Raw genomic sequence first — 22,304 nt, forward strand, 5'->3', positions numbered from 1 at the left:
TCCTCAGATCCGGCGCAGCAGCGTGATCGACATCGCGTCGGTGCCGTGCCGGTGCGGCCAGAGCTGCGCGCGGCCCGACCCGTCCGCCTGCGCGGGCAGGTCGATGGGCGCTTCGCTGATCCCGGCGATCACGGCGCGCGCGTCCAGCTGCTCGATGCGCTCTCCGTACCGTCGCTCGATCTCGGCGACGACGCCGGCGGTCTCGGCCAGGTGGGGCGAGCACGTGACGTACGCCACGACGCCGCCGGGGGTGAGCGCGTCGACGGCGGCGGCGAGGAGCTCGGACTGCAGCGCGGTGAGCTCGGGGACGTCCGCGGGAGCCTTCCGCCACCGGGCTTCGGGCCGGCGACGGAGGGCGCCGAGGCCCGTGCAGGGCGCGTCGACCAGGATGCGGTCGTACCGGCCCTTGCCGGCGCGGGTGCGGCCGTCCTCCTCCGACACGGCGACCGCCAGCGGAACCGCGGCGACGGACTGGCGGACGAGGCGCGCGCGGATCGGCGACAGCTCGTTGGCCTCCAGGGTCGCGCCCCCGGCGACCGCCTCGGCGGCGAGGACGGCCGTCTTCCCGCCCGGAGCGGCACACAGGTCGAGCCACCGCTCCCCCGCGTCGATGGGGCGGAAGCGGGTGAGCGCGAGCGCGGCGAGCTGGGAGCCCTCGTCCTGCACGCGCACGGCACCGCCCGACGCGGTGATGAGCCGCTCCGGGTCGCCGCCGGCGAGCCGGAACCCGAGCGGCGACTGCACGGTGCGCTCGGCGTGGGCGGGGATCGCGCCGATGCCGGGCAGCGCCGACATCGTGACGGTGGGCGCGGCGTTGTCCGCGGCGAGCAGGTCGGTGAGCTCGTCGGCCCGGCCTTCGGCCGCCAGGGACCGCCGCAGGGCGCGGATGATCCATACCGGGTGGGCGTACCGGAGCGACAGCCGCTCGTCGTCGGAGCGCGCCTCCGCCTCGATGCGGGTGAGCCAGGCGGCCTCATCCAGCTCGGAGATCCGCCGCATCACGGCGTTCGCGAACCCTGTCGCCCGACGCCCGGCGGCCTGTCGCACGATCTCCACGGTCTCATTGACCGCCGCGTGCGACGGCACCCGGGTCGCGAGCAGCTGATGGGCGCCCAGTCGCAGCGCGTCGAGGACGGGGGCGTCGATGTCGTCCGCGCGCCGCCCCGCCGCCGACGCGATGACGGCGTCGTACGTGCCGATCCGCCGGAGCGTGCCGTAGGTGAGCTCCGTCGCGAGCGCTGCGTCGCCCGGCGAGAGCTGCGCGCGGACGATCTCCCGCGGCAGCAGCAGATTGGCGTAGGCATCCGTCGTCCGGACGGCATGGAGGACGTCGAAGGCGACCTCGCGGGCAGTGGTCACCGGTCATCTCCCGGAAGGTCGAGCTGAGGCTCCTGGCGCAGGCCGCGCCACCAGTCCGCCGCGGGCATCGCGCCCTTCCCGGCGGGCTGGACGGTGAGGAGTTCGATGGTGCCCTCGCCGGTCCCGGCGACGACGCTCCGATCGAGGAGGGCGAGCCGCCCGGGCGGCAGGTCGGCGTCCGGCCCCGCCGTCGCGGCGAGGACCTTCAGCCGCTGGCCCCCGAGGCTGGCGTGCGCTCCCGGTTCCGGCGTCGTGCCGCGGAAGCGGTCGAGCACGCGGACGGCCGGCTCGCGGAAGTCCAGCGCGCCGTCGGCGATCGTGAGCTTGGGGGCGAGTGTCGGCTCGCCCGCCTGCGCCACGGCGCGCGCCGTGCCGGCGGCGATGCCGTCGACGACACGGGTGACGAGGCTCGCGCCGTCGGCGGCGAGCGTGGCGAGGAGGTCGCCGGCGGTGGCGCCCGCCGGGACCTCGGACCGCAGCTCGTCGAACACGTCGCCCGCGTCGAGCTCGGGCACGAGCTGGAAGACCGCGGCCCCGGTCACCCGGTCGCCGGCGATGAGGGCGTGCTGCACGGGGGCGGCGCCCCGCCAGCGCGGCAGCAGGGAGAAGTGGAGGTTGATCCACCCGTGCGCCGGCGCCGACAGCAGCGGCTCCCGCACCAGGCCGCCGTACGCGACGATCACGCCGAGGTCGGGCTCCAGCGCGCTGATGGCGGCGGTGGCATCCGCGTCGAGGCGATCCGTCTTGATGACGGGCAGACCGAGCTCTCCGGCGGCAGCCGCGACGGGGGACGGCGTGAGCACGCGCTTCCGGCCGAGCGGAGCATCACGGCGCGTGACGACTCCGACGACCTCGTGGCGCGATGCCGCGAGCGCGCGCAGCGAGGGGACGGCCGGGTCGGGGGTTCCGGCGAATACGACACGCATGCAGGTCCTCACAGATCGAGCTCGGGCACATCGAGCCGAACCCTGAGTGTAGTCCGCGGTGTGGAGCGCGGCCCCCGGCGCCGGCCGCGGACCGCCTGGGCGACGACCGAGGCGCGCAGCTGCTCGGCCGCCGTCCGGCCGGAGCCGTAGTCGACCCGGACGAGAGCACGGGTCAGGCCGTCCTCGAGCGGGACGGGACCGAGGACGGCCGTCGGCGGAAGCGACGGGAGCGCGCTTCGGAGGTCGGCGAGGGCGGATTCCACGGCATCGACGGTCCCCTCCACGGCGGCCACGCGCACCGTCGGGGGCATCAGCAGCGGCGCCCGGTCGGCGAGCTCGTTGCGGGCGTACGCGGCGTGGGTCCACGTCGCGAGGGCCCGCGCGACGGGGCCGGTCACGCCGACCAGGTGCACGGGTGCCCCCGGCGCGGCGAGGGCGGCCGCGTTCGACCACCAGCGCAGGCAGGACTCGCCGATGCGCAGCTGCTCGGCCATGAGCATCCGATCACCGTCGAGCAGGATGACGGCGCGGTAGCCGTCCTCCGCGGGGGGTTCCGCTCCCCGGGTCGCGATGACGAGCGCCGGCGTCGCCGCCACGGACGCCACCGGGTGCTCGCCGTCGGCGACGATGACGCGGACGCCCGGGAACGCCCGGCCGAGCTCGTCGGCGGTGCGCTCGCTGCCGGACGACGCCATCCGGAACCGGGTGGCGCCGCAGTTCGCGCAGCTCCAGTTCGGCGCGGAGCGACCGCACCACCCGCAGTCGGGCGTCGCGCCCGGCCGCCGGGCGCGCAGCGGCCCCGCGCAGTGCCGGCAGCGCGCCGGGGTGCGGCACTCGGCGCAGACCAGCACCGGCGAGTAGCCGGGACGTGCCACCTGGACCAGGACCGGTCCGTGCGGGAGCGCCTCACGTGCCGCGGCGAAGGCACTGGAGGGCACACGGGCGCCGCGGGATTCGGCCTCGTGGGTCGCGGACAGCACGACGCGCGGACTCGGCCGCCGCGCCGCCGGCACCTCGCGCACCCAGCCGACCTGGACGAGCCGCTCCACATCGGTCGTCCGGGTGTGCCCGGCGAGGATCAGGGCGGACCCCTCGAGCTCCTGCCGGACGAGAGCGGCGTCCCGCGCGTGCACGCCGGGGCTCAACGGCTCGGCGAGGAGCGGATCGCCGTCGTCCCAGATGATGACGGCGCCGACGTCGTGAGCGGGTGCGTAGACGGTCGACCGGTTGCCCACCACGATGCAGGGGGCCGCCGATCGCAGCCGGAGGAACGTCGCATAGCGCTCCGGCCCGGCGCGGCGGGCGTCGTCGCGCACCACCGCATCCTCCGGGACCAGTTCGCTCAGAGCTCCCAGCACCTGGGCCTGGTCGCGGTGGTCGGGGACGACGATGAGGGCGCTGCGGCCGCCCGCGAGGGTCTGTGCGGCGATCGATGCCAGCAGATCCGCCCACGCGCCCCGCACCGTTCCCGGCGTGGGGTGGGGCGGCGCGTCGAGCGCGATGCGCTCCCCCGCCGTCACCGCGTCGACGAGCCCCGGGAAGACGTCCGTCGCCGCGGCGGCGCGAGCGGCGGCCTCCGCCGTCACCTCGGGCAGGGCCGGCGGATCAGCGGCGAGCCACGCCTTCTCGGCGCGGACCATCCGCTTGGGGATGGCGAGGCGGAGGATGTCGCTCGCCGAGCCCGCCGCCCGGTCGGCGACCCGACGGGCGAGCTCGAACAGCTCGCCCGACAGGACGACGACCGGCGACACGACATCGGCGACCTCGGACAGCGGGCGTCCGCCGGGCTCGGCCTCGCCGAGCTCGACGATCCATCCCTCCACGACCCGCCCCGCCGTCCGCAACGGCACCTTGATCCGGACGCCCGGCTGTGCCGCAGCCTGCAGTCGCGCGGGGATGGCGTAGTCGAACAGCCGGTCCAGCTGCGGCAGCGGCGAGTCGATGAGGACTCGCGCGACGGGGACCACGGCCGATCAGAGTCCGGCGGCGGCCCGGAGCGCGTCGACGCGGTCGGTGCGCTCCCACGTGAAGTCGGCGAGTTCACGGCCGAAGTGGCCGTACGCGGCCGTCTGCGCGTAGATCGGGCGCAGCAGGTCGAGGTCGTCGATGATCGCCTGCGGCCGCAGGTCGAACACGTCGCGGATCGCCGAGGTGATGACCTCGTCGGAGACGTGTCCGGTGCCGAAGCTCTCGACGTACAGGCCCACCGGCGCGGCGCGGCCGATCGCATACGCGACCTGCACCTCGAGCCGGTCGGCGAGCCCCGCGGCGACGGCGTTCTTGGCGACCCACCGCATCGCGTAGGCCGCGGAGCGGTCCACCTTGGACGGGTCCTTGCCGCTGAAGGCGCCACCGCCGTGGCGGGCGGCGCCGCCGTAGGTGTCGATGATGATCTTGCGTCCGGTGAGCCCGGCGTCGCCCTTCGGTCCGCCCACGACGAACGGGCCGGCGGGGTTGATGACGTACCGGACCTCGGACGTGTCCAGGCCGGTCTGCGCGAGGACGGGGTCGATGACCTCCGCCTGCACGGCAGCGCGCAGCGCGGTGAGCGAGATGTCGGGCTGGTGCTGCGTCGACAGCACGACGGTGTCGACGGTGCGCGGCGTCGCGCCTTCGTACCCCAGGGTGACCTGGGTCTTGCCGTCGGGCCGCAGGAACGGGAGGGCACCGGAGCGCCGGGCCTCGGTGAGCCGCTCCGCGAGACGGTGCGCGGTCCAGATCGCGGTCGGCATGTACTGCGGCGTCTCGTTCGTGGCGTAGCCGAACATGATGCCCTGGTCGCCGGCGCCGAGGGCGTCGACCGGGTCGACGGACCCCTCTTCGCGGTGCTCGAGGGCGCTGTCGACGCCGGCGGCGATGTCGCCGGACTGCTCGCCGATCGACACGGTGACGCCGCAGGAGTCGCCGTCGAAGCCGGTCTCGGACGAGGTGTAGCCGATCCGGTTGACGACACCGCGGACGATGCCGGGGATGTCGACGTAGCCGTCGGTGCGGACTTCGCCGGCGACGTGCACGAGGCCGGTGGTCACGAGGGTCTCGACGGCGACGCGGCTGCCGGGGTCACCGGCCAGGAGTGCGTCGAGGATGCTGTCGGAGATCTGGTCGCAGATCTTGTCCGGGTGACCTTCGGTCACGGACTCCGACGTGAACAGGCGCAGCGAGGTCATCGGTCTCCAGGGATCGGGTGGGATGAAACCATCATGCCCGCGGCCCCCGACACCGGGGACGCACGGGCATGGTGATGACGCCGGTCGGCGTCAGGAGCTCACTCTGCGGCGGGAGCGTCCAGCGCGCGCAGGCGCAGCTTGTCCTCGTGGATCTCGTGGAGCGCGATCGTGAGGGGCTTGTCCTCGACGTTCGAGTCGACGAGCGGGCCGACGTTGTCGAAGAGGTTCCCCTCGTGCAGGTCGGAGTAGTAGTCGTTGATCTGACGCGCCCGCTTGGATGCGTAGATGACCAGCTGGTACTTGGAGTCGACCTTCTCGAGCAGTGCGTCGATGGGCGGGTCGATGATGCCCTGGTCACGATTGGCCATGGTGGTCCTCCAGGATCGATGAGGTGGGAAGTCTGTGCGCGGCTGCGGACAGTCGCGGCATCCGTCCAGTCTACAGGTCGCCGGCACGCGGACGCGTGCGCCCGGTGGCGGGCCGCAGCTCAGCGGCTGAGCCGCTGCCGCCTCGAGCTGAGGACGCCGGTGTCGAAGCCGGCCAGATGCAGTCCGCCGTGGAACCGCGCGTGCTCGATCTTCACGCATCGGTCCATCACGACCGACAGCCCCTCGCCGGCCGCGATCGACGCCGCGCCCTCGTGCCACGAGCCCAGCTGCAGCCACAGCGTCTGCGCGCCGACGTCGACGGCCTCCTGCGCGACGCCGGGGAGATCGTCGTGCTTGCGGAACACGTCGACGATGTCGGGCACGACCGGCAGGTCCGCCAGCGACGCGTAAGCCGGTCGACCGAGGATCTCGGTCGCGCGCGGGTTCACGAAGTACACGTCGTACGGCGAGCTGCCCAGCAGATAGGTCGAGACGAAGTAGCTGGCGCGGGCCGGGTTGTCCGACGCGCCGACGATCGCGACCGAGCGGGCGCGGCGCAGGATCTCGAAGCGCTCCTGCGCACCGGGCGCGGGCCAGGCGCGTCCCGTCGGCGGGGCGGCCGGCAGCGCGCACGCCGCTCCCTCGGCCGGGGTCGGCGGCGTGGGCAGCGCGCAGGCGGTCAGATCGGTCATCGGCTCGCTCCCGTCGCGGCGGTGAGGGCCTGATCCAGGTCCCACAGGATGTCCTCGGCGTCTTCCAGACCGACCGAGATGCGGATGAGGTCCGCGGGCACGCCGGCCGCGACCAGCTGATCCGGGCTGAGCTGCTGGTGGGTGGTCGAAGCCGGGTGGATCACGAGGGTCCGCGCATCACCGATGTTGGCGAGGTGCGACGCGAGCTGGAGGGCGTCGATGACCGCCGCCCCGGCCTTGCGGCCGGCGGCGACACGGTCGGCATCCGTCCCGAACTCCCCCGCGGGCTTCACGCCGAACGCGAAGACCGAGCCGGGCCCGAGGGGCAGGTACTTCCGCGCCCGCTCGTGGTGGGGGTGGTGGGGCAGGCCGGCCCAGGTGACGAACGACACGCGCGGGTCGCCGTCGAGCCACTCGGCCACGACGCGCGCGTTGGCGAGGTGGGCGTCGATGCGCTGCGGCAGGGTCTCGACGCCCTGCAGCAGCTGGAACGCGGAGTGCGGGCTGAGCGAGGGCCCGATGTCGCGCAGCTGTTCGCTGCGGAGCTTGGTGAGGAAGCCGTACTCGCCGAAGTTGTCCCACCAGCGGATCCCGCCGTACGAGGCGACGGGCTCGGTCATCTGCGGGAACTTGCCGTTGCCCCAGTCGAACGTGCCCTTCTCGATGACGACACCGCCGAGGGTGGTGCCGTGTCCGCCGAGGAACTTGGTGACCGAGTGGATGACGATGTCGGCGCCGTGCTCGAGCGGGCGGGTGAGGTACGGGGTCGCGAGGGTGGAGTCGACGACGAGCGGGATGCCGGCGGCATGGGCGACGTCGGCGAGCCCCTCGATGTCGGCGATCTCGCCCGACGGGTTGCCGATCGTCTCGACGTACAGGACCTTCGTCTCGGGCCGGATCGCGGCCGCGTAGTCGGCCGGATCGGTGGAGGCGACGAACGTCGTCTCGACGCCGAAGCGGCGCAGCGTCACGTCGAGCTGCGTGACGGTGCCGCCGTACAGCTGCGCCGACGCGACGACGTGGTCGCCGACGCCGACGAGGGCGGCGAAGGTGATGAACTCCGCGCTCATCCCGGATGCCGTCGCCACCGCCCCGATGCCGCCCTCGAGCGACGCGAGCCGCTCCTCCAGCGCGGCGACGGTGGGGTTGCCGATGCGCGAGTAGATGTTGCCGTACTTCTGCAGTGCGAAGAGGTTCGCGGCATCCGTCGCGTCGTCGAAGACGAACGAGGACGTCTGGTAGATCGGCACGGCGCGGGCGCCGGTCGCGGCGTCGGGCGTGCCGCCCGCGTGGAGCGCGCGGGTGCGGAAGCCGAAACGGTGTTCTTGCGTCATGTCTTCTCTCAGGAGGGGCGAGGAGCGGAGGCGAGACGGCCGGCGGACGTCAGGCCGCGGCCAGGACCGCCGCGATGCGGGCGACGGCGTCGGGGTTCTGCAGGGAGGTGGTGTCGCCGAGCGGCGCGGGCTCGCGGCCGGCGCGGCGATCCTGCTCAGCCTCCCACAGCTGCCCGAGCAGCCGTCGGAGGATCTTGCCGGATCGGGTCTTCGGCAGGTCGGGGACGACGACGACGTGGCGGGGCTTCGCGACCGGCCCGATCTCGCGGGCGACGTGCGCGCGGAGGTCGCCCGGGTCGAGGTCGCCGGTGCCGGAGGGCACGACGAACACCGCGACGGCGTGTCCGGTGACGGGATCGCCGACCGCCGTCGAGCCCGCCTCGCCGACCGCGTCGTGCGCGACGAGGGCGGATTCGATCTCGATCGTCGACAGCCGGTGGCCCGACACGTTGACGACGTCGTCGAGGCGTCCGAGGATCCAGATGTGACCGTCGGCATCCCGGGTCGCGCCGTCGCCGGCGACGTAGTACCCGCCGTGCTCGCCGCATCCCGCATACGCGGACCAGTAGGCGTCCCGGTATCGTTCCGGGTCCCCCCAGACCGTCCGCGCCATCCCGGGCCACGGGCGGCGCACCACGAGCGTGCCTGACCGCCCGGGTTCCACCTCGCGGCCGGCCGGATCGACGACGGCCGCGTCGATGCCCGGCAGGGGCACGGTCGCCGAACCCGGCTTGAGCGCCGTGACGCCCGGCAGCGGCGCGATCATCGCCGCTCCCGTCTCGGACTGCCACCAGGTGTCGACGACGGGCACCTCGTCCCGGCCGAAGGTGCGGCGGAACCACACCCACGCGGCGGGGTTGATCGCCTCGCCCACGGTGCCGAGCAGGCGGATCGTCGACAGGTCGTGGCCGCCTGGCAGGTCCTCGCCGAACCAGGTCATGAAGGTGCGGATGAGGGTCGGTGCCGTGTAGTACACGGTCACGCCGTAGCGCTCGATGATCTCGAGGTGCCGCTCGCGGTGCGGCGCGTCGGGCGTGCCCTCGTAGATCACCTGCGTGAGCCCGTTCGAGAGCGGCCCGTAGATCTCGTACGTGTGCGCGGTGACCCAGGCGAGGTCGGCCGTGCACCAGTGGACGTCGTCCGGCTTCGCGTCGAAATGGGCCCAGTGCGCCCAGCTCGCGTGGGTGAGGTAGCCGCCCGAGGTGTGGACGAGCCCCTTGGGCTTTCCCGTCGTCCCGGAGGTGTAGATGATGAACAGCGGATGCTCGGAGTCGAACGGCTCCGCCTGGTGCACCGGCGAGGCGGCGTCGACGACGTCGTGCCACCAGAGGTCTCGGCCGGAGGTCATCGGGACGTCCTGACCGGTGCGGCGCACGACGAGGACGTGCTCGAGGTCCGGGAGGCCGGCGGCGGCGGCATCCGCGGCGGATTTCACCTCGACCGCTCCCCCGCGGCGGAACTGCCCGTCGCTCGTCACGAGGAGCTTCGCCCCGGTGTCTTCGAGGCGGAAGCGCACGGCCTCGGCCGAGAACCCGCCGAACACGAGGGAGTGGACGGCGCCGATCCGCGCGCAGGCGAGGGCGACCACGACCGTCTCGACCAGGACCGGCAGGTAGACCACGACGCGGTCGCCCGGGACGACGCCGAGTGACAGCAGGCCGTTGGCCGCCTGCGAGACGCGGCGCTGCAGGTCGCCGTAGGTGACGGTGACCCGATCGCCCGGCTCGCCCTCGAAATGGAGCGCGACGGCGTCGCCGCGACCGGCGACGACATGGCGGTCGACGCAGTTGACGGCGACGTTCAGCGTCCCGCCGGTGAACCAGCGTGCGACTGGGACGCTCAGGCCGCCGTCGGCGCTCCGCTGCGGCGGCTCCCACTCGTGCGCGGTGTCCCACTCGTGCGACCACTCGAGGCGCCGCGCGGCGCGCTCCCAGAAGGCGACCGGGTCTGCGGCGGCATCGGCGTAGGCGTCCGCGCCGACGTTCGCCTGTGCGGCGAAGGCCGGCGGAGCGGGGTAGACGCGGCTCTCGGTCAGCCGGAGCTCGTCGGTCGGCGCGGACACCGTGTCGGCGGAGGTCATGCGGTCACGCCCACTTCCGGAGCAGGCGCTTCTGCACCAGGCTCACCAAGCCGTTCGAGATCGTGCCGAGCACCGCGAGGACGACGATCGCGAGGAAGATGCGGTCGACGCGTCCGGTGTACTGCGAATCGGTCAGCAGGAAGCCGAGCCCCATCGACGCGCCGAGCAGCTCCGCCGCGACGAGGAAGAGCCAGGCCTGGGCGAGCGCCAGCCTGATCCCGGAGATGATCGAGGGCACCGTCGCCGGCAGCTGCACGGTGCGGAAGAGCTCCCAGCCGCGCAGGCTGAACGAGCGACCCATCTCGACCAGCTGCGGGTCGACGTGCCGGAGCGCCGAGGCGACGGTCGTGAACATCGGGAAGAAGGCCCCGATCGCGACGAGGGTGATCTTGGAGTCCTCGCCGATCCCCATCCACAGCAGCAGGAGCGGGACGAGGGCGAGCGAGGGCACGGCGCGGAAGGCCGCGAGGATCGGGCTCAGCAGGACATCGCCCGACCGTGTCAGGCCGACCACCGCAGCGGCGGCGAGGCCGACGGCCGAGCCGACCGCGAATCCGATGAGGACCCGCTGCACCGAGATCGCGATGTGGAGCCAGAGTGCGCCGTCCTCGGCGAGCTGCACGGCGGCGTTCACGACGTCGCCGGGCGCGGGCAGCCGGTAGGACGGGATCAGTCCGGACCCGGTGACGGCCTGCCACAGCGCGAGGATGACCACGGGCACGAGGAGCCCGCCGACGAGCCGGACGAGGGGGCGCGACCAGAACGGCCGCGCCGCAGCGGCGCCCGGGGGCACCGCTGCGGCGACGGGCGCCTCTGCAGAGGTCGTCACGCTCAGCCCGCGGCCTTCTCGGCGAACGTCGGGTTGATGATCGTCGCGAGCGCCTCGTCGACGGCGGCCTGGCCGCCGGTGACGGCGTCCGAGTCGACGAGGACCGGTGCGATCTTCTCGAGCACGGCGAGCTGGTCGTCGCCGGGGATGCCGCTGACGTCCAAGTTCGAGCGCTCCGAGATGACCGTCGTGGCGACCGCGGTGTCGATCCCCGCCACCTCGGCGAGCAGCGCGGCCGTCTCCTCGGGGTTCTCGAGGGCCCAGGCGCGGGCCTGCTCGTACGCGTCCACGACGACCTGCGCCAGGTCGGCGTGGTCGGTGATGAACTCCTCGGTGGCGTTGAGGAACCCGTAGGAGTTGAAGTCGACGTTCCGGTAGATCAGCTTCGCGCCGGATTCGACCTCGGCGGCGCCCATGATCGGGTCCAGTCCGGACCAGGCGTCCACCGAGCCGCCGTCGAGGGCGGAGCGGCCGTCCGCGTGCTGCAGGTTCTGCACGTCGATGTCCGAGACGCTGAGTCCGGCCGTCTCGAGCGCCTGCAGCAGGAAGAAGTACGGGTCGGTCCCGGTGGTCGAGGCGACGGAGCGGCCCTCGAGATCCGCGACGGAGGTGATGTCGCTGTCCTTGCCGACGACGAGCGCCGACCACTCCGGCTGCGAGTAGACGTCGATGACCTGGATGGGCGAGCCGTTGGCGCGGGCCAGCAGAGCTGCCGACCCCGCCGTGGACCCGACGTCGATGGATCCGGCGCGCAGCAGCTCGTTGGCCTTGTTGGAGCCGGCGGACTGCACCCACTCGACGCTCACGTCCTCGCCCAGGGCCTCTTCGATCAGGCCCTGGTCCTTCACGACGAGGCTGAGCGGGTTGTACGTGGCGAAGTCGATCGAGAGTGTGTCGGTGGACCACTCGCCGCCGGTCGTGGCGTCACCGCCGTCGGCGGTCGCGTTCTCGCCGGCGATGCAGCCGGTCGCCATGAGCATGATCACTCCGGCCACGGCGATCGCGGGGACGGTGCGGCGGGAGGCGGTGCTCATCGGTTCTCCTGGGAGGTGAGGTGTGAGGTGGTCACGCCGAGCCCCTCGAGGAGCTCGGCGCGGAGGTCCGTGAGGGCGTGGTCGGCACGGTCACGGGGTCGGATGCCGGGAACGTCGATCACGCGTGCGATCGAGGACGTGCCGGGATCGGTGGCGATCGCTCGCAGCTGCAGCACGCGGTCGGCGAGGTAGAGCGCCTCCTCGACGTCGTGGGTCACGAGGACCACGGTCGTCGGCTCGGCCGCGTGGATGTCGAGGAGCAGGTCCTGCATCCGAAGCCGGGTGAGGGCGTCGAGGGCACCGAACGGCTCGTCGAGCAGCAGCACCTCGGGGCCTCGCGCCAGCGCGCGGGCCAGGGAGGCGCGCTGCGCCATCCCGCCCGAAACCTCTCGCGGCCGGCGATCGGCGGCGGCGGTGAGGCCGACGAGCTCGAGCAGCTCCGCGACGCGGTTCTGCACGTCGACGCGGCCGGTCCCGCGCGGGAGGCCGAGCGCGACGTTCTGGGCGACCGTCCGCCACGGCAGCAGTCGAGGCTCCTGGAACGCGACAGCCGTGCGGTCGTCGGTGTCGCGCAGGGGCGACCCGTCGATCCCGACCGAGCCCGCGGTGGGCGTGTCGAGACCGGCCAGGAGGCGGAGGAGGGTGGACTTCCCGCAGCCGGAGGGTCCCACGACGGCGATGATCTCGCCGGGGGCGATCTCGAGCTCGACGTCCCCGAGGACGGGGCACGGTCCCTGCGCCGTGGCGAAGGTGCGGCCGACGCCCGAGAGCTGCACCGCGCCGCGCGACGCGGCGGCCGGGCGGGCGGGGTCGGCGGCGATCAGGGTGGCGGACATGTCTCCAGGATCGCGGAAAGCGTCCGGGGCCGCGTCATCCCGGCGTAATGCTTCGCAATGCAACGCCGCGGCCGCGCGCCGCGCCCCCGGACGGTGCGTCAGTGCGCCAGTCCGGCGACCTCCGCGGCCGCACGGGACACCTCGTCGTTCACGACGCGGTAGTCGAACTCGCCCTGCGACGCGAGCTCGACGCGAGCGGTCTTCAGCCGGCGCGCCCGCTCCTCGTCCCCCTCGGTGCCCCGCCCGACCAGCCGGTTCACCAGCTCGTCCCAGCTGGGCGGCAGGAGGAACACGAGCGTCGCGTCGGGCGCCGCGGCGCGAACCTGACGCGCGCCCTGCAGGTCGATCTCGAGCAGGACCGTCCGGCCCTCCGCGAGGGCCTCGTCGATGGGGCGGCGCGGCGTGCCGTAGCGGTGCGCATTGTGGACGGTGGCGTGCTCCAGCAGCTCGCCGTCAGCGACCAGCCGGTCGAACTCCGCGTCGTCGACGAAGAAGTAGTGCTCTCCGTCGACCTCGCCGGGGCGGGCGGGCCGCGTCGTCGCCGAGACCGACAGCAGGATCTCGGGGTGGTGCTCCTTGATGTGCGCTGCCACGGTCCCCTTGCCGACGGCGGTCGGGCCGGCGAGCACGACGAGCCGGCTGCGTCCGCCGCGGGCGGCGGGCTCGGGGAGCCGCCGATCCAGGTACTCCTGCAGCGCCTGCCGCTGGCGCACCCCCAGGCCGCCGATCTTCTTCACCGGCGAGATGCCGACGTCGGCGAGGATGCGATCGCGCTTGCCCTCCCCGATCGCCGGGATCGCGGTGAGGAACTCGGTGACCCGCATCGCGGCGGCCGCGGAGTCCGGCTCCGCCCACGCCCGGCGGAGGAGGTCCTGGGGCGTGATCACCCGCGTGGCGACGTCGCGCTTGAGCGACGCGCGCTCACGACGGGCGGCGACGGCGCGACGGGATGCGGCCGCGCGATCGACCTCGGGAGGGGTGCGGGAGTCAGGCATGGAGAGCGTCCTGGAGTTCTGTGTTGTGACTGTCGATGGCGGCGACGATCCCGTCGGGACCGGCACCGAGGATGCTGCGGCTCGCGCTGGCGAGCACCTGCGGTGCGAGAGCGCCGAACATACCGAGGATGCCGGCCAGTCGAGCGCCCTGTGCACCGAACCCGGGCGCGAGGATCGGGGCGCGGCGCAGCGCCTCGTCGGAGAGCCCCAGTTCGGGCCGGTCCACTGTCGCCCCCACCACGAAGCCGACGGGACCGAGGCGGTCCTCCCCCACCGCCGCCGACGAGTTGACCGCACCGGCGCGCCGGGCGACCCAGTCGGCGACGCTCTGGCCGCGCTCCGCGTCGACGACGGTCAGCTCGGCCGACTGCAGGCCGGTCGCCTCGGGATTGCTGGTGGCGGCGAGGACGAACACGCCCTTCTCCTCCCGCACGGCCGTCGCGACGGTGCCCCGCAGCGAGTCGGGTCCGAGATAGGGGCTGACCGTGACGGCATCCGATTCGAGCGGTGACCCGGCCGCGAGCCACGCCTGCGCGTACCCGTCCATCGTCGAGCCGATGTCGCCGCGCTTGGCGTCGGCGATCACGACGAGCTCCGCCGCGCGTGCGGCCGCGATGACCTCCTCGAGCGCGGCGAAGCCGGCGGATCCGTACCGCTCGAAGAAGGCGACCTGCGGCTTGACGACCCCGACGCGGCCGGCGGCCGCCGCCACGACCCGCAGGCCGAAGTCGCGGACGCCGGATGCCGACGCCGGCAGGCCCCACGAGGACAGCAGCGCCTCGTGGGGGTCGATTCCGACGCACAGCTGGCCGCGGGCGTCCATCGCCGCGGCCAGCCGCGAACCGAATGAGGTCACACCATCGCCTTCCGATCGGACGCGTACTCCTGCAGGCTCTTGACCGCGAAGCCCTCCCGCAGCACGGGCATGGCCGACACGGCGGCGCCGAGGACGGCCATCGTCGTGAACAGCGCCTTGTCGGCTGCCACTGCGGCCGCGCGGATCTCGTACCCGTCGGCGCGGGCCATGCCGCCCGACGGGGTGTTCACGATGATGTCGATCTCGCCGTCGTTGATGAGGTCGACGACGTTGCGCTCCCCCGTGGCGCTCGTCTCGGAGTACTTCTTCACGACCTCGACACGGATGCCGTTGCGCGCGAGGATCTCGGCTGTGCCCTCCGTCGCGGTGAGGCGGAATCCGAGCTCCTGCAGCCGGTGCGCCGGCAGGATGACGGCGCGCTTGTCGTCGTCGGCGACCGAGAGGAAGACCGTCCCCGATATCGGCATCCCGCCGTATGCCGCGGCCTGGCTCTTCGCGAACGCGGTCGGGAAGTCGCGGTCGACGCCCATGACCTCGCCCGTCGAGCGCATCTCGGGCCCGAGGACGGAGTCGACGGTCCGGCCGTCCGCGGTGCGGAAGCGCTTGAACGGCAGCACGGCCTCCTTGACCGCCACGGGCGAATCGAGGGGCACGCGCGAGCCGTCCTGCGCGGGCAGCATGCCCTCGGCCTTCAGATCCGCGATCGTCGCCCCGGCCATGATGCGGCTCGCCGCCTTGGCCATCGGGATGCCGAGCGCCTTGGAGACGAACGGCACCGTGCGCGACGCGCGCGGGTTCGCCTCGATGACGTAGAGCACGCCGGCGGACACGGCGAACTGGACGTTCAGGAGGCCCCGGACGCCGACGCCCTCGGCGATCGCGAGCGTCGCGGTGCGGACGCGGTCGATCTCGGTGCGGCCGAGCGACATGGGCGGCAGCGTGCAGGACGAGTCGCCGGAGTGGATCCCGGCCTCTTCCAGGTGCTCCATGACCCCGCCGATGTACAGCTCCGTGCCGTCGTAGAGAGCGTCGACGTCGATCTCGATGGCGTCGTCGAGGAACCGGTCCACGAGCAGCGGCGCGTCCTCGCCGATGATCGCCTGATCGGCGATGCGCGCGAAGTAGTCGCTGAGGCTCGCGGTGTCGTACACGATCTCCATGCCGCGCCCGCCGAGGACGAAGCTCGGGCGGACGAGCACGGGGTAGCCGATCTCCTCGGCGATCGCGATGGCACCGGACTCGTCGGTCGCCGTGCCGTGACGCGGTGCGGTGAGGCCGGCGCGGTCGAGCAGCCGCGAGAACAGCTCGCGCTCCTCCGCGATGTCGATCGCGGCGGGCTGCGTGCCGAGGATCGTGTAGCCGGCGGCCTCGATCCCCTTCGCGAGGCCGAGCGGCGTCTGGCCGCCGAGCTGGCAGACGACGCCGACGATCTCACCGGAGCGGGCCTCGGCATACAGCACCTCGAGGACGTCCTCGAGCGTCAGCGGCTCGAAGTACAGCCGGTCGCTGGTGTCGTAGTCGGTCGACACCGTCTCGGGGTTGCAGTTGACCATGATCGTCTCGAAGCCGGCATCCGACAGCGCGAACGAGGCGTGCACGCACGAGTAGTCGAACTCGACGCCCTGGCCGATGCGGTTGGGGCCGGACCCGATGATGACGACCTTGCGGCGCTCCGAGGGCGTCACCTCCGTCTCGACGTCGTAGGAGGAGTAGTGGTACGGCGTGAGGGCCGGGAACTCGCCGGCGCAGGTGTCGACCGTCTTGAACACGGGCCGCAGGCCGAACCCGTGACGGATGCCGCGCACCTCCCCCTCGGCGAGGCCGCGCAGCTGCGCGATCTGCGCGTCGCTGAAGCCGTGGTCCTTCGCGATCGCGATCGTGTCGGCGTCGAGGTCCGCGGCATCCGCCACGAACTGCGCCACCTCGTTGATCAGGATCATCTGGTCGAGGAACCACGGGTCGATCGCGGTGGCCTCGAAGGCCTGCTCGAGCGTCGCGCCCTTGCGCAGCGCCTGCTGCAGCACGACGATCCGGCCGTCCGTGGGGGTCTTCGCGATCTCGAGGAGCTCCTCCACCGAGCGTTCCTCCGGACCCCAGTGGAAGCTGGAGCCGCGCTTCTCGAGCGAGCGCAGCGCCTTCTGCAGCGCCGTCGTGTAGTTGCGGCCGATCGCCATGGCCTCGCCGACCGACTTCATGGTGGTCGTGAGGGTGGTGTCGGCGGCCGGGAACTTCTCGAAGTTGAAGCGCGGGACCTTCACGACGACGTAGTCGAGCGTCGGCTCGAAGCTCGCCGGCGTCACCTTGGTGATGTCGTTGGGGATCTCGTCGAGGCGGTAGCCGATGGCGAGCTTCGCCGCGATCTTCGCGATCGGGAACCCGGTCGCCTTCGACGCCAGCGCCGAGGAGCGCGAGACGCGCGGGTTCATCTCGATGACGATGATGCGCCCCGTCGCGGGGTCGACGGCGAACTGGATGTTGCACCCGCCGGTGTCGACGCCCACGGCGCGGATGATGTCGATGCCGATGTCGCGGAGCTTCTGGTATTCGCGGTCGGTGAGGGTGAGCGCGGGCGCCACCGTGATCGAGTCGCCGGTGTGCACGCCGACGGGGTCGACGTTCTCGATGGAGCAGACGACGACCGTGTTGTCGGCGGTGTCGCGCATGAGCTCGAGCTCGTACTCCTTCCAGCCGAGGATGGACTCCTCCAGGAGCACCTCGGTGGTCGGCGAGTCGCGCAGGCCCGCGCCGCCGATGCGGCGGAGGTCCTCCTCGTCGTAGGCGAAGCCCGAGCCGAGCCCGCCCATCGTGAAGGACGGACGGACCACGAGCGGGTAGCCGAGCTCCTCGGCGCCGGCCAGCAGATCCGCCATCGTGTGCGCGATGACGGACTTGGCGACGTCGGCGCCGGCCTCGAGGACGAGCTCCTTGAAGACCTGGCGGTCCTCCCCCTTGCGGATGGCATCGACCTTGGCGCCGATCAGCTCGACGTCGTACTTCTCGAGGATGCCGCGGTCGTGCAGCGCCATGGCGGCGTTCAGCGCCGTCTGGCCGCCGAGGGTCGGCAGGATCGCGTCGGGCTTCTCCTTCGCGATGATCGTCTCGATCACCTCGGGCGTGATGGGCTCGATGTAGGTGGCGTCCGCGAAGTCGGGGTCCGTCATGATCGTCGCGGGGTTCGAGTTCACGAGGATGACGCGGACGCCCTCCTCGCGCAGCACGCGGCAGGCCTGCGTGCCGGAGTAGTCGAACTCGCAGGCCTGACCGATGACGATCGGGCCGGAGCCGATGACGAGGACGCTTCGGATGTCGTCGCGCTTAGGCATTCTTCTTGCTCTCTGCGTTCTTGGTCTCGATGGTCGCCACGACGAGGTCGCGGAAGCGGTCGAACAGGTAGTTGGCGTCGTGCGGACCGGCGGCCGCCTCGGGGTGGTACTGCACGCTGAACGCGGGGATGTCCAGCGCGCGGATGCCCTCCACGACGTCGTCGTTGAGGCCGACGTGACTCACCTCGACGCGTCCGTAGCCGTTCGGGCTGTCGATGACGCCCTCGATGGGCGCGTCGACGGCGAAGCCGTGGTTGTGCGAGGTGATCTCGACCCGGCCGGTGGTCTTGTCGAGCACCGGCTGGTTGATGCCGCGGTGGCCGAACGGCAGCTTGTAGGTGCCGAACCCGAGCGCGCGGCCGAACAGCTGGTTGCCGAAGCAGATCCCGAAGAACGGCAGGCCCTCGTCGAGGACGTTCCGCAGCAGGGCGACGTGCTGATCGGATGCCGCCGGGTCGCCGGGGCCGTTCGAGTAGAAGACCGCGACCGGGTCGACGGCGCGGATGTCGGCGATCGTGGCCGTCTGCGGCAGGACGTGGACCTCGAAGCCGCGCGCGGCGAGATTGTTCACGGTGGCCTGCTTGACGCCGAGGTCGAGGATCGCGAGGTTGCCGATCCGCTCGCCGTGGGCGGGGGTGACCTCCGCCGCCGACACCGAGACCTCGCCCGACAGGTTGAGGCCCGTCATCTCGGGCGCCCCGCGCACGATGCGGAGCTGCTCGTCCTCGCTGAGGGCCGCGGCATCGCCCGAGAACACGGCGCCGCGCATCGAGCCGGCCGACCGCAGCACCCGCGTCACGGCGCGGGTGTCGATCCCGCTGATGCCGACGATGCCGTCCCGGATGAGCGCGTCCTCGAGCGAGTGGTCGGCGCGCCAGCTCGACACGACGCGCGACGCGTCGCGGACGACGTACCCCGCCACCCAGATGCGACGGGACTCGTGGTCCTCGCCGTTCATCCCGGTGTTGCCGATGTGGGGAGCCGTCTGCAGCACGATCTGGCCCGCGTATGAGGGGTCGGTGATCGTCTCCTGGTAGCCGGTCATGCCGGTGGCGAAGACGACCTCGCCGGAGGTCGTGCCGCGCGCGCCGTAGGCGCGGCCGGGGTGGCGGGAGCCGTCTTCGAGGACGAGGACGGCGGGCTCGGGTGCCGAGAATGTGGGAGTGCTCATGCGTCGCTTCCGGAGGGGGACGGGGTGTGCGGAGAAGGGGAGGGCAGGACACCGTCGATCGCGACGGCGAGGTCGCGTGCCGAGGTGTCCTGGGGTCGGAGGTAGCTGTCGACGGTCGGGCCGGCATCCGTCGTCCAGGACAGCCGCACGAGGCCGTCCTTCTCGACGACGCGGTCGATCGCGACGGTGGCCTGGCCGACCGACACGATCCTCGAGACGGCGAGGAAGATCCGCGGCTGGCCGACCAGGTCGAGCGCGACTCCGGCATCCGTCACCGTCACGTCGATCCGCGACCGGAATGCGAGGCCCCGGATCGCGAGCCGCTCGAGCGGCTCGCCGACGCGCGTGGTGGCGACGTAGAGGCCCTCGGAGCGGAAGGTCTGCGCGGCGCCGGCGGGCGCCTCGCCCACCGGAGCCGCGAGTCCGCTGTCGCGTCGCGTCCGACGGCGCCAGGCGATCACGCCGACGACGATCAGCAGCGCGGCGAAGACGACGGTGACGAGGAGGGCGCTCTCGCGGCTCATGCGGTCACCTCCGGCACGACTGCGCCGTCGGCGACGGTCGCGCGGCCGCGGAAGAAGGTCCACCGGACCTCGCCGGGCAGCTCGCGGTCGAGGTAGGGCGAGTTGACGCTGCGGCCCCGGAGGTCCGCCGTCGTGAACGGGCGCACCAGCTCCGGGTCGTACAGGGTGAGGGATGCCGGGGCGCCCACCTCCAGCGCCGTGCCGGCGGCGTCGAGCCGGCCGATCCGCGCGGGGGCGCCCGACATGACGCGCGCGACGTCGTCCCAGCCGAGCAGGCCGGTGTCGACCATCGCCTGCTGCACGACGCGCAGCGCCGACTCGAGTCCGACCATCCCGTTCGCCGCCGCCTGCCACTCGCAGGACTTCGCCTCGGCCGGGTGCGGCGCGTGGTCGGTCGCGACGATGTCGATTGTCCCGTCGGCGAGGCCCTCGCGGACCGCGAGGACGTCCTCGTCGCGGCGCAGCGGCGGGTTGACCTTGTACCGCGCGTCGTACCCGCGCACGAGCTCCTCGGTGAGGAGCAGATGGTGCGGCGTGACCTCGGCGGTGACGGCGATCCCCCGCTTCTTCGCCCAGCGGATGATGTCCACCGAGCCCGCCGTCGACAGGTGGCAGACGTGCAGCCGCGAGCCGACGTGCTCGGCGAGGAGCACGTCGCGGGCGATGATCGACTCCTCCGCCACGGCAGGCCAGCCGGCGAGCCCGAGCTCCGCGGAGACGGTGCCCTCGTTCATCTGCGCGCCCTCCGTGAGGCGCGGGTCCTGCGCGTGCTGGGCCACCACGCCGTCGAACGACTTCACGTACTCGAGCGCGCGGCGCATGATGAGCGGGTCGAACACGCAGGATCCGTCGTCGCTGAAGACGCGGACGCGCGCGCGGGAGGATGCCATCGCGCCGAGTTCGGCGAGGCGCTCCCCCTTCTGGCCCACCGTCACGGCGCCGATCGGCTGGACGTGGACGTAGCCGGCGGCCTCGCCGAGCGCGAGCTCCTGCTCGACCACGCCGGCGGTGTCCGCGACGGGCGACGTGTTCGGCATCGCGAAGACGGTCGTGTAGCCGCCTGCGGCCGCCGCCCGCGATCCGGTGAGGATCGTCTCGGACGCCTCGTAGCCGGGCTCGCGGAGGTGGGTGTGCAGGTCGACCAGCCCGGGCAGTGCGAGGAGACCGTCGGCGTCGACCTCGGCGGCACCCGCACGGGCGAGGCCGGTGCCGACCCCGGTGATGACACCGTCCTCGATGAGGATGTCGGCGGCGTCGCCGCCCTGGATCCGGGCTCCGCGGACGAGGAATGCTGCGCTCATCGGCCGTCCTCTCTCGCGTTCGTCGTGTCGCGCTCGCCCGCCAGCAGCAGGTACAGCGCCGCCATGCGCACCGAGACGCCGTTCGCGACCTGTTCGAGGACGGTCGAGCGTGGCGAATCGGCGGCGTCGGCGGAGATCTCCAGACCCCGGTTCATCGGCCCGGGGTGCATCACAATGCTATCCGCCGGAAGAGCGGTCAGACGCGCGGCATCCAACCCCCACCGCCGCGAATACTCCCGCTCAGTCGGGAAATAGGCGGCGTTCATGCGTTCCAGCTGGATCCGCAGCATCATGACGGCGTCGGGCGCGGCGGCGATCGCCTCGTCGAGGTCGTAGCGGACCGTCACCGGCCAGGCGCTGACATCCTGCGGCACGAGCGTGGGCGGGGCGACGAGGGTCACGTCCGCGCCGAGTGTCGTGAGCAGCCAGACGTTGGAGCGCGCGACGCGGGAATGGAGGACGTCCCCCACGATGGTGACGCGGAGCCCGGCGAGGTCGCGTCCGCGGCTGTCGTCGCCGAAGAAGCGCTTCCGGATCGTGAAGGCGTCGAGGAGGGCCTGCGTCGGATGCTCGTGCGTTCCGTCGCCGGCATTGAGGACGCCCGCCGAGATCCAGCCGCTGGTGGCGAGCGTGTGCGGTGCGCCGGAGGCGCCGTGGCGGATGACGACGGCGTCGGCCCCCATCGCCTGCAGCGTCTGCGCGGTGTCCTGCAGCGATTCGCCCTTCGAGACCGAGGACCCTTTGGCGGAGAAGTTGATGACGTCGGCCGACAGCCGTTTCGCCGCGGCCTCGAACGAGATCCGGGTGCGCGTGGAGTCCTCGAAGAAGAGATTCACGACGGTCTTGCCGCGCAGGGTCGGGAGCTTCTTGACCTCGCGCGACTGCGTGTCGCGCATGTCCTCCGCGACGTCGAGGATGCGCAGCGCCTCAGCACGGGCGAGGGTGCGTGTGTCGAGCAGGTGCCTCATGATGCGATCGTCACCTCCTCGATCCCGTCGACGTCCGCGAGGCGCACGTTCACCCGCTCATCCCGGGAGCTCGGCAGGTTCTTGCCGACGAAGTCGGGCCGGATCGGCAGCTCGCGGTGGCCGCGGTCCACGAGGATCGCGAGACGGACGGCGGCGGGGCGGCCGATGTCCTGCAGCGCGTCGAGGGCCGCCCGGATCGAGCGTCCCGAGAAGAGGACGTCGTCGACGAGGACGACGGTCCTGCCGTCGACTCCCCCGGGCGGGATCTCCGTGGGGCGCGGCGTCCGGGTGGGATGCCGGTGCAGGTCGTCCCGGTACATGGTGACGTCGAGTGCCCCGACGGGGACGGCCGTGCCGGTGAACGTGGCGATCAGCGCGCCGATCCGCTCGGCGAGCATGACGCCGCGGGTCGGGATGCCGAGGAGCACGAGTGCGTCCGGGCCCCGGTTTGCTTCGAGGATCTCGTGGGCGATGCGCGTGAGCGCGCGGGCGATGTCGGCGTCGTGCAGCACGATGCGCGTGGTCATTCGCCGCTCCCTTCTCCGCCTCTCTGGACGGTGTTAAAGGTTGCTGGTCCCGC

At 72.6% G+C, this 22,304-nt stretch carries 18 protein-coding genes and 1 pseudogene; all 19 read right to left on the bottom strand.

The window, feature by feature from the left end; all coding sequences use genetic code 11:
• Nucleotides 1–3 precede the first annotated feature (3 nt).
• Nucleotides 4–1,359 carry an RsmB/NOP family class I SAM-dependent RNA methyltransferase gene (locus AB3M83_RS08660; protein ID WP_412947075.1) on the bottom strand — a complete coding sequence of 452 codons (1,356 nt, stop codon included), beginning with the start codon at nt 1,357–1,359 and terminating at the stop codon, nt 4–6.
• Nucleotides 1,356–2,285 (bottom strand): methionyl-tRNA formyltransferase, encoded by a 930-nt coding sequence (gene fmt / locus AB3M83_RS08665; protein WP_412947077.1) that lies wholly within the window; start codon nt 2,283–2,285, stop codon nt 1,356–1,358. The genes AB3M83_RS08660 and fmt overlap by 4 nt, the downstream gene beginning before the upstream one ends.
• Before the next feature lie 8 nt (nt 2,286–2,293).
• Nucleotides 2,294–4,252 (bottom strand): primosomal protein N' family DNA-binding protein, encoded by a 1,959-nt coding sequence (locus AB3M83_RS08670; protein ID WP_412947078.1) that lies wholly within the window; start codon nt 4,250–4,252, stop codon nt 2,294–2,296.
• A gap of 6 nt (nt 4,253–4,258) precedes the next feature.
• The gene (metK, locus tag AB3M83_RS08675) at nt 4,259–5,452 is read right to left on the bottom strand and encodes a methionine adenosyltransferase (RefSeq protein WP_412947080.1); all 1,194 of its coding nucleotides are present in this window, start codon (nt 5,450–5,452) and stop codon (nt 4,259–4,261) included.
• Between the two features lie 98 nt (nt 5,453–5,550).
• The gene (gene rpoZ, locus AB3M83_RS08680) at nt 5,551–5,820 is read right to left on the bottom strand and encodes a DNA-directed RNA polymerase subunit omega (protein WP_412947082.1); all 270 of its coding nucleotides are present in this window, start codon (nt 5,818–5,820) and stop codon (nt 5,551–5,553) included.
• Between the two features lie 119 nt (nt 5,821–5,939).
• Nucleotides 5,940–6,512 carry a CoA-binding protein gene (locus tag AB3M83_RS08685; RefSeq protein WP_412947084.1) on the bottom strand — a complete coding sequence of 191 codons (573 nt, stop codon included), beginning with the start codon at nt 6,510–6,512 and terminating at the stop codon, nt 5,940–5,942.
• The gene (locus AB3M83_RS08690; protein WP_412947086.1) at nt 6,509–7,846 is read right to left on the bottom strand and encodes an O-acetylhomoserine aminocarboxypropyltransferase/cysteine synthase family protein; all 1,338 of its coding nucleotides are present in this window, start codon (nt 7,844–7,846) and stop codon (nt 6,509–6,511) included. The genes AB3M83_RS08685 and AB3M83_RS08690 overlap by 4 nt, the downstream gene beginning before the upstream one ends.
• Before the next feature lie 49 nt (nt 7,847–7,895).
• A complete protein-coding gene (gene acs / locus AB3M83_RS08695; RefSeq protein WP_412947089.1) occupies nt 7,896–9,926 on the bottom strand; it encodes an acetate--CoA ligase in 2,031 nt (676 codons plus the stop codon).
• A 4-nt stretch (nt 9,927–9,930) separates the two neighbouring features.
• On the bottom strand, nt 9,931–10,755 hold the full coding sequence (locus AB3M83_RS08700; RefSeq protein ID WP_412947090.1) for an ABC transporter permease: 825 nt from the start codon (nt 10,753–10,755) through the stop codon (nt 9,931–9,933).
• Between the two features lie 2 nt (nt 10,756–10,757).
• Nucleotides 10,758–11,789, bottom strand: coding sequence for an aliphatic sulfonate ABC transporter substrate-binding protein (locus AB3M83_RS08705; RefSeq protein WP_412947091.1), 1,032 nt, complete (start codon nt 11,787–11,789; stop codon nt 10,758–10,760).
• Complete coding sequence (locus AB3M83_RS08710; protein WP_412947092.1) at nt 11,786–12,625, bottom strand: ABC transporter ATP-binding protein; 840 nt, start codon at nt 12,623–12,625, stop codon at nt 11,786–11,788. The genes AB3M83_RS08705 and AB3M83_RS08710 overlap by 4 nt, the downstream gene beginning before the upstream one ends.
• Nucleotides 12,626–12,723: 98 nt before the next feature.
• The gene (gmk, locus tag AB3M83_RS08715) at nt 12,724–13,620 is read right to left on the bottom strand and encodes a guanylate kinase (RefSeq protein ID WP_412947095.1); all 897 of its coding nucleotides are present in this window, start codon (nt 13,618–13,620) and stop codon (nt 12,724–12,726) included.
• A complete protein-coding gene (gene pyrF / locus AB3M83_RS08720; RefSeq protein WP_412947097.1) occupies nt 13,613–14,476 on the bottom strand; it encodes an orotidine-5'-phosphate decarboxylase in 864 nt (287 codons plus the stop codon). Before pyrF ends, gmk begins: the two co-directional genes overlap by 8 nt.
• Nucleotides 14,473–17,760, bottom strand: a complete 3,288-nt coding sequence (carB, locus tag AB3M83_RS08725; RefSeq protein ID WP_412947099.1) for a carbamoyl-phosphate synthase large subunit — start codon at nt 17,758–17,760, stop codon at nt 14,473–14,475. Before carB ends, pyrF begins: the two co-directional genes overlap by 4 nt.
• Nucleotides 17,753–18,931 carry a glutamine-hydrolyzing carbamoyl-phosphate synthase small subunit gene (gene carA / locus AB3M83_RS08730; RefSeq protein WP_412947101.1) on the bottom strand — a complete coding sequence of 393 codons (1,179 nt, stop codon included), beginning with the start codon at nt 18,929–18,931 and terminating at the stop codon, nt 17,753–17,755. The genes carB and carA overlap by 8 nt, the downstream gene beginning before the upstream one ends.
• Nucleotides 18,928–19,455: a PH-like domain-containing protein gene (locus AB3M83_RS08735; RefSeq protein WP_412947104.1), complete on the bottom strand. Its 528-nt coding sequence runs from the start codon at nt 19,453–19,455 to the stop codon at nt 18,928–18,930. Before AB3M83_RS08735 ends, carA begins: the two co-directional genes overlap by 4 nt.
• A complete protein-coding gene (locus AB3M83_RS08740) occupies nt 19,452–20,756 on the bottom strand; it encodes a dihydroorotase (RefSeq protein WP_412947106.1) in 1,305 nt (434 codons plus the stop codon). Before AB3M83_RS08740 ends, AB3M83_RS08735 begins: the two co-directional genes overlap by 4 nt.
• Complete coding sequence (locus AB3M83_RS08745; protein WP_412947109.1) at nt 20,753–21,724, bottom strand: aspartate carbamoyltransferase catalytic subunit; 972 nt, start codon at nt 21,722–21,724, stop codon at nt 20,753–20,755. The genes AB3M83_RS08740 and AB3M83_RS08745 overlap by 4 nt, the downstream gene beginning before the upstream one ends.
• Nucleotides 21,721–22,254: pseudogene (gene pyrR / locus AB3M83_RS08750) on the bottom strand (bifunctional pyr operon transcriptional regulator/uracil phosphoribosyltransferase PyrR); the annotation flags it as partial. The gene AB3M83_RS08745 and the pseudogene pyrR, both read right to left, overlap by 4 nt.
• Nucleotides 22,255–22,304 lie beyond the last annotated feature (50 nt).

It is taken from the genome of Microbacterium pasadenense (genome assembly GCF_047246565.1).
Taxonomy (GTDB): Bacteria; Actinomycetota; Actinomycetes; order Actinomycetales; family Microbacteriaceae; genus Microbacterium.

Bases quoted from the DNA above. Each gene is read 5' to 3' on its own strand.
- AB3M83_RS08735 (WP_412947104.1), bottom strand. From the start codon at position 19,455: ATGAGCCGCGAGAGCGCCCTCCTCGTCACCGTCGTCTTCGCCGCGCTG.
- metK (WP_412947080.1), bottom strand. From the start codon at position 5,452: ATGACCTCGCTGCGCCTGTTCACGTCGGAGTCCGTGACCGAAGGTCAC.
- AB3M83_RS08740 (WP_412947106.1), bottom strand. From the start codon at position 20,756: ATGAGCGCAGCATTCCTCGTCCGCGGAGCCCGGATCCAGGGCGGCGAC.
- AB3M83_RS08685 (WP_412947084.1), bottom strand. From the start codon at position 6,512: ATGACCGATCTGACCGCCTGCGCGCTGCCCACGCCGCCGACCCCGGCC.
- rpoZ (WP_412947082.1), bottom strand. From the start codon at position 5,820: ATGGCCAATCGTGACCAGGGCATCATCGACCCGCCCATCGACGCACTG.
- acs (WP_412947089.1), bottom strand. From the start codon at position 9,926: ATGACCTCCGCCGACACGGTGTCCGCGCCGACCGACGAGCTCCGGCTG.
- carB (WP_412947099.1), bottom strand. From the start codon at position 17,760: ATGCCTAAGCGCGACGACATCCGAAGCGTCCTCGTCATCGGCTCCGGC.
- fmt (WP_412947077.1), bottom strand. From the start codon at position 2,285: ATGCGTGTCGTATTCGCCGGAACCCCCGACCCGGCCGTCCCCTCGCTG.
- AB3M83_RS08745 (WP_412947109.1), bottom strand. From the start codon at position 21,724: ATGAGGCACCTGCTCGACACACGCACCCTCGCCCGTGCTGAGGCGCTG.
- AB3M83_RS08710 (WP_412947092.1), bottom strand. From the start codon at position 12,625: ATGTCCGCCACCCTGATCGCCGCCGACCCCGCCCGCCCGGCCGCCGCG.
- AB3M83_RS08690 (WP_412947086.1), bottom strand. From the start codon at position 7,846: ATGACGCAAGAACACCGTTTCGGCTTCCGCACCCGCGCGCTCCACGCG.
- AB3M83_RS08705 (WP_412947091.1), bottom strand. From the start codon at position 11,789: ATGAGCACCGCCTCCCGCCGCACCGTCCCCGCGATCGCCGTGGCCGGA.
- gmk (WP_412947095.1), bottom strand. From the start codon at position 13,620: ATGCCTGACTCCCGCACCCCTCCCGAGGTCGATCGCGCGGCCGCATCC.
- carA (WP_412947101.1), bottom strand. From the start codon at position 18,931: ATGAGCACTCCCACATTCTCGGCACCCGAGCCCGCCGTCCTCGTCCTC.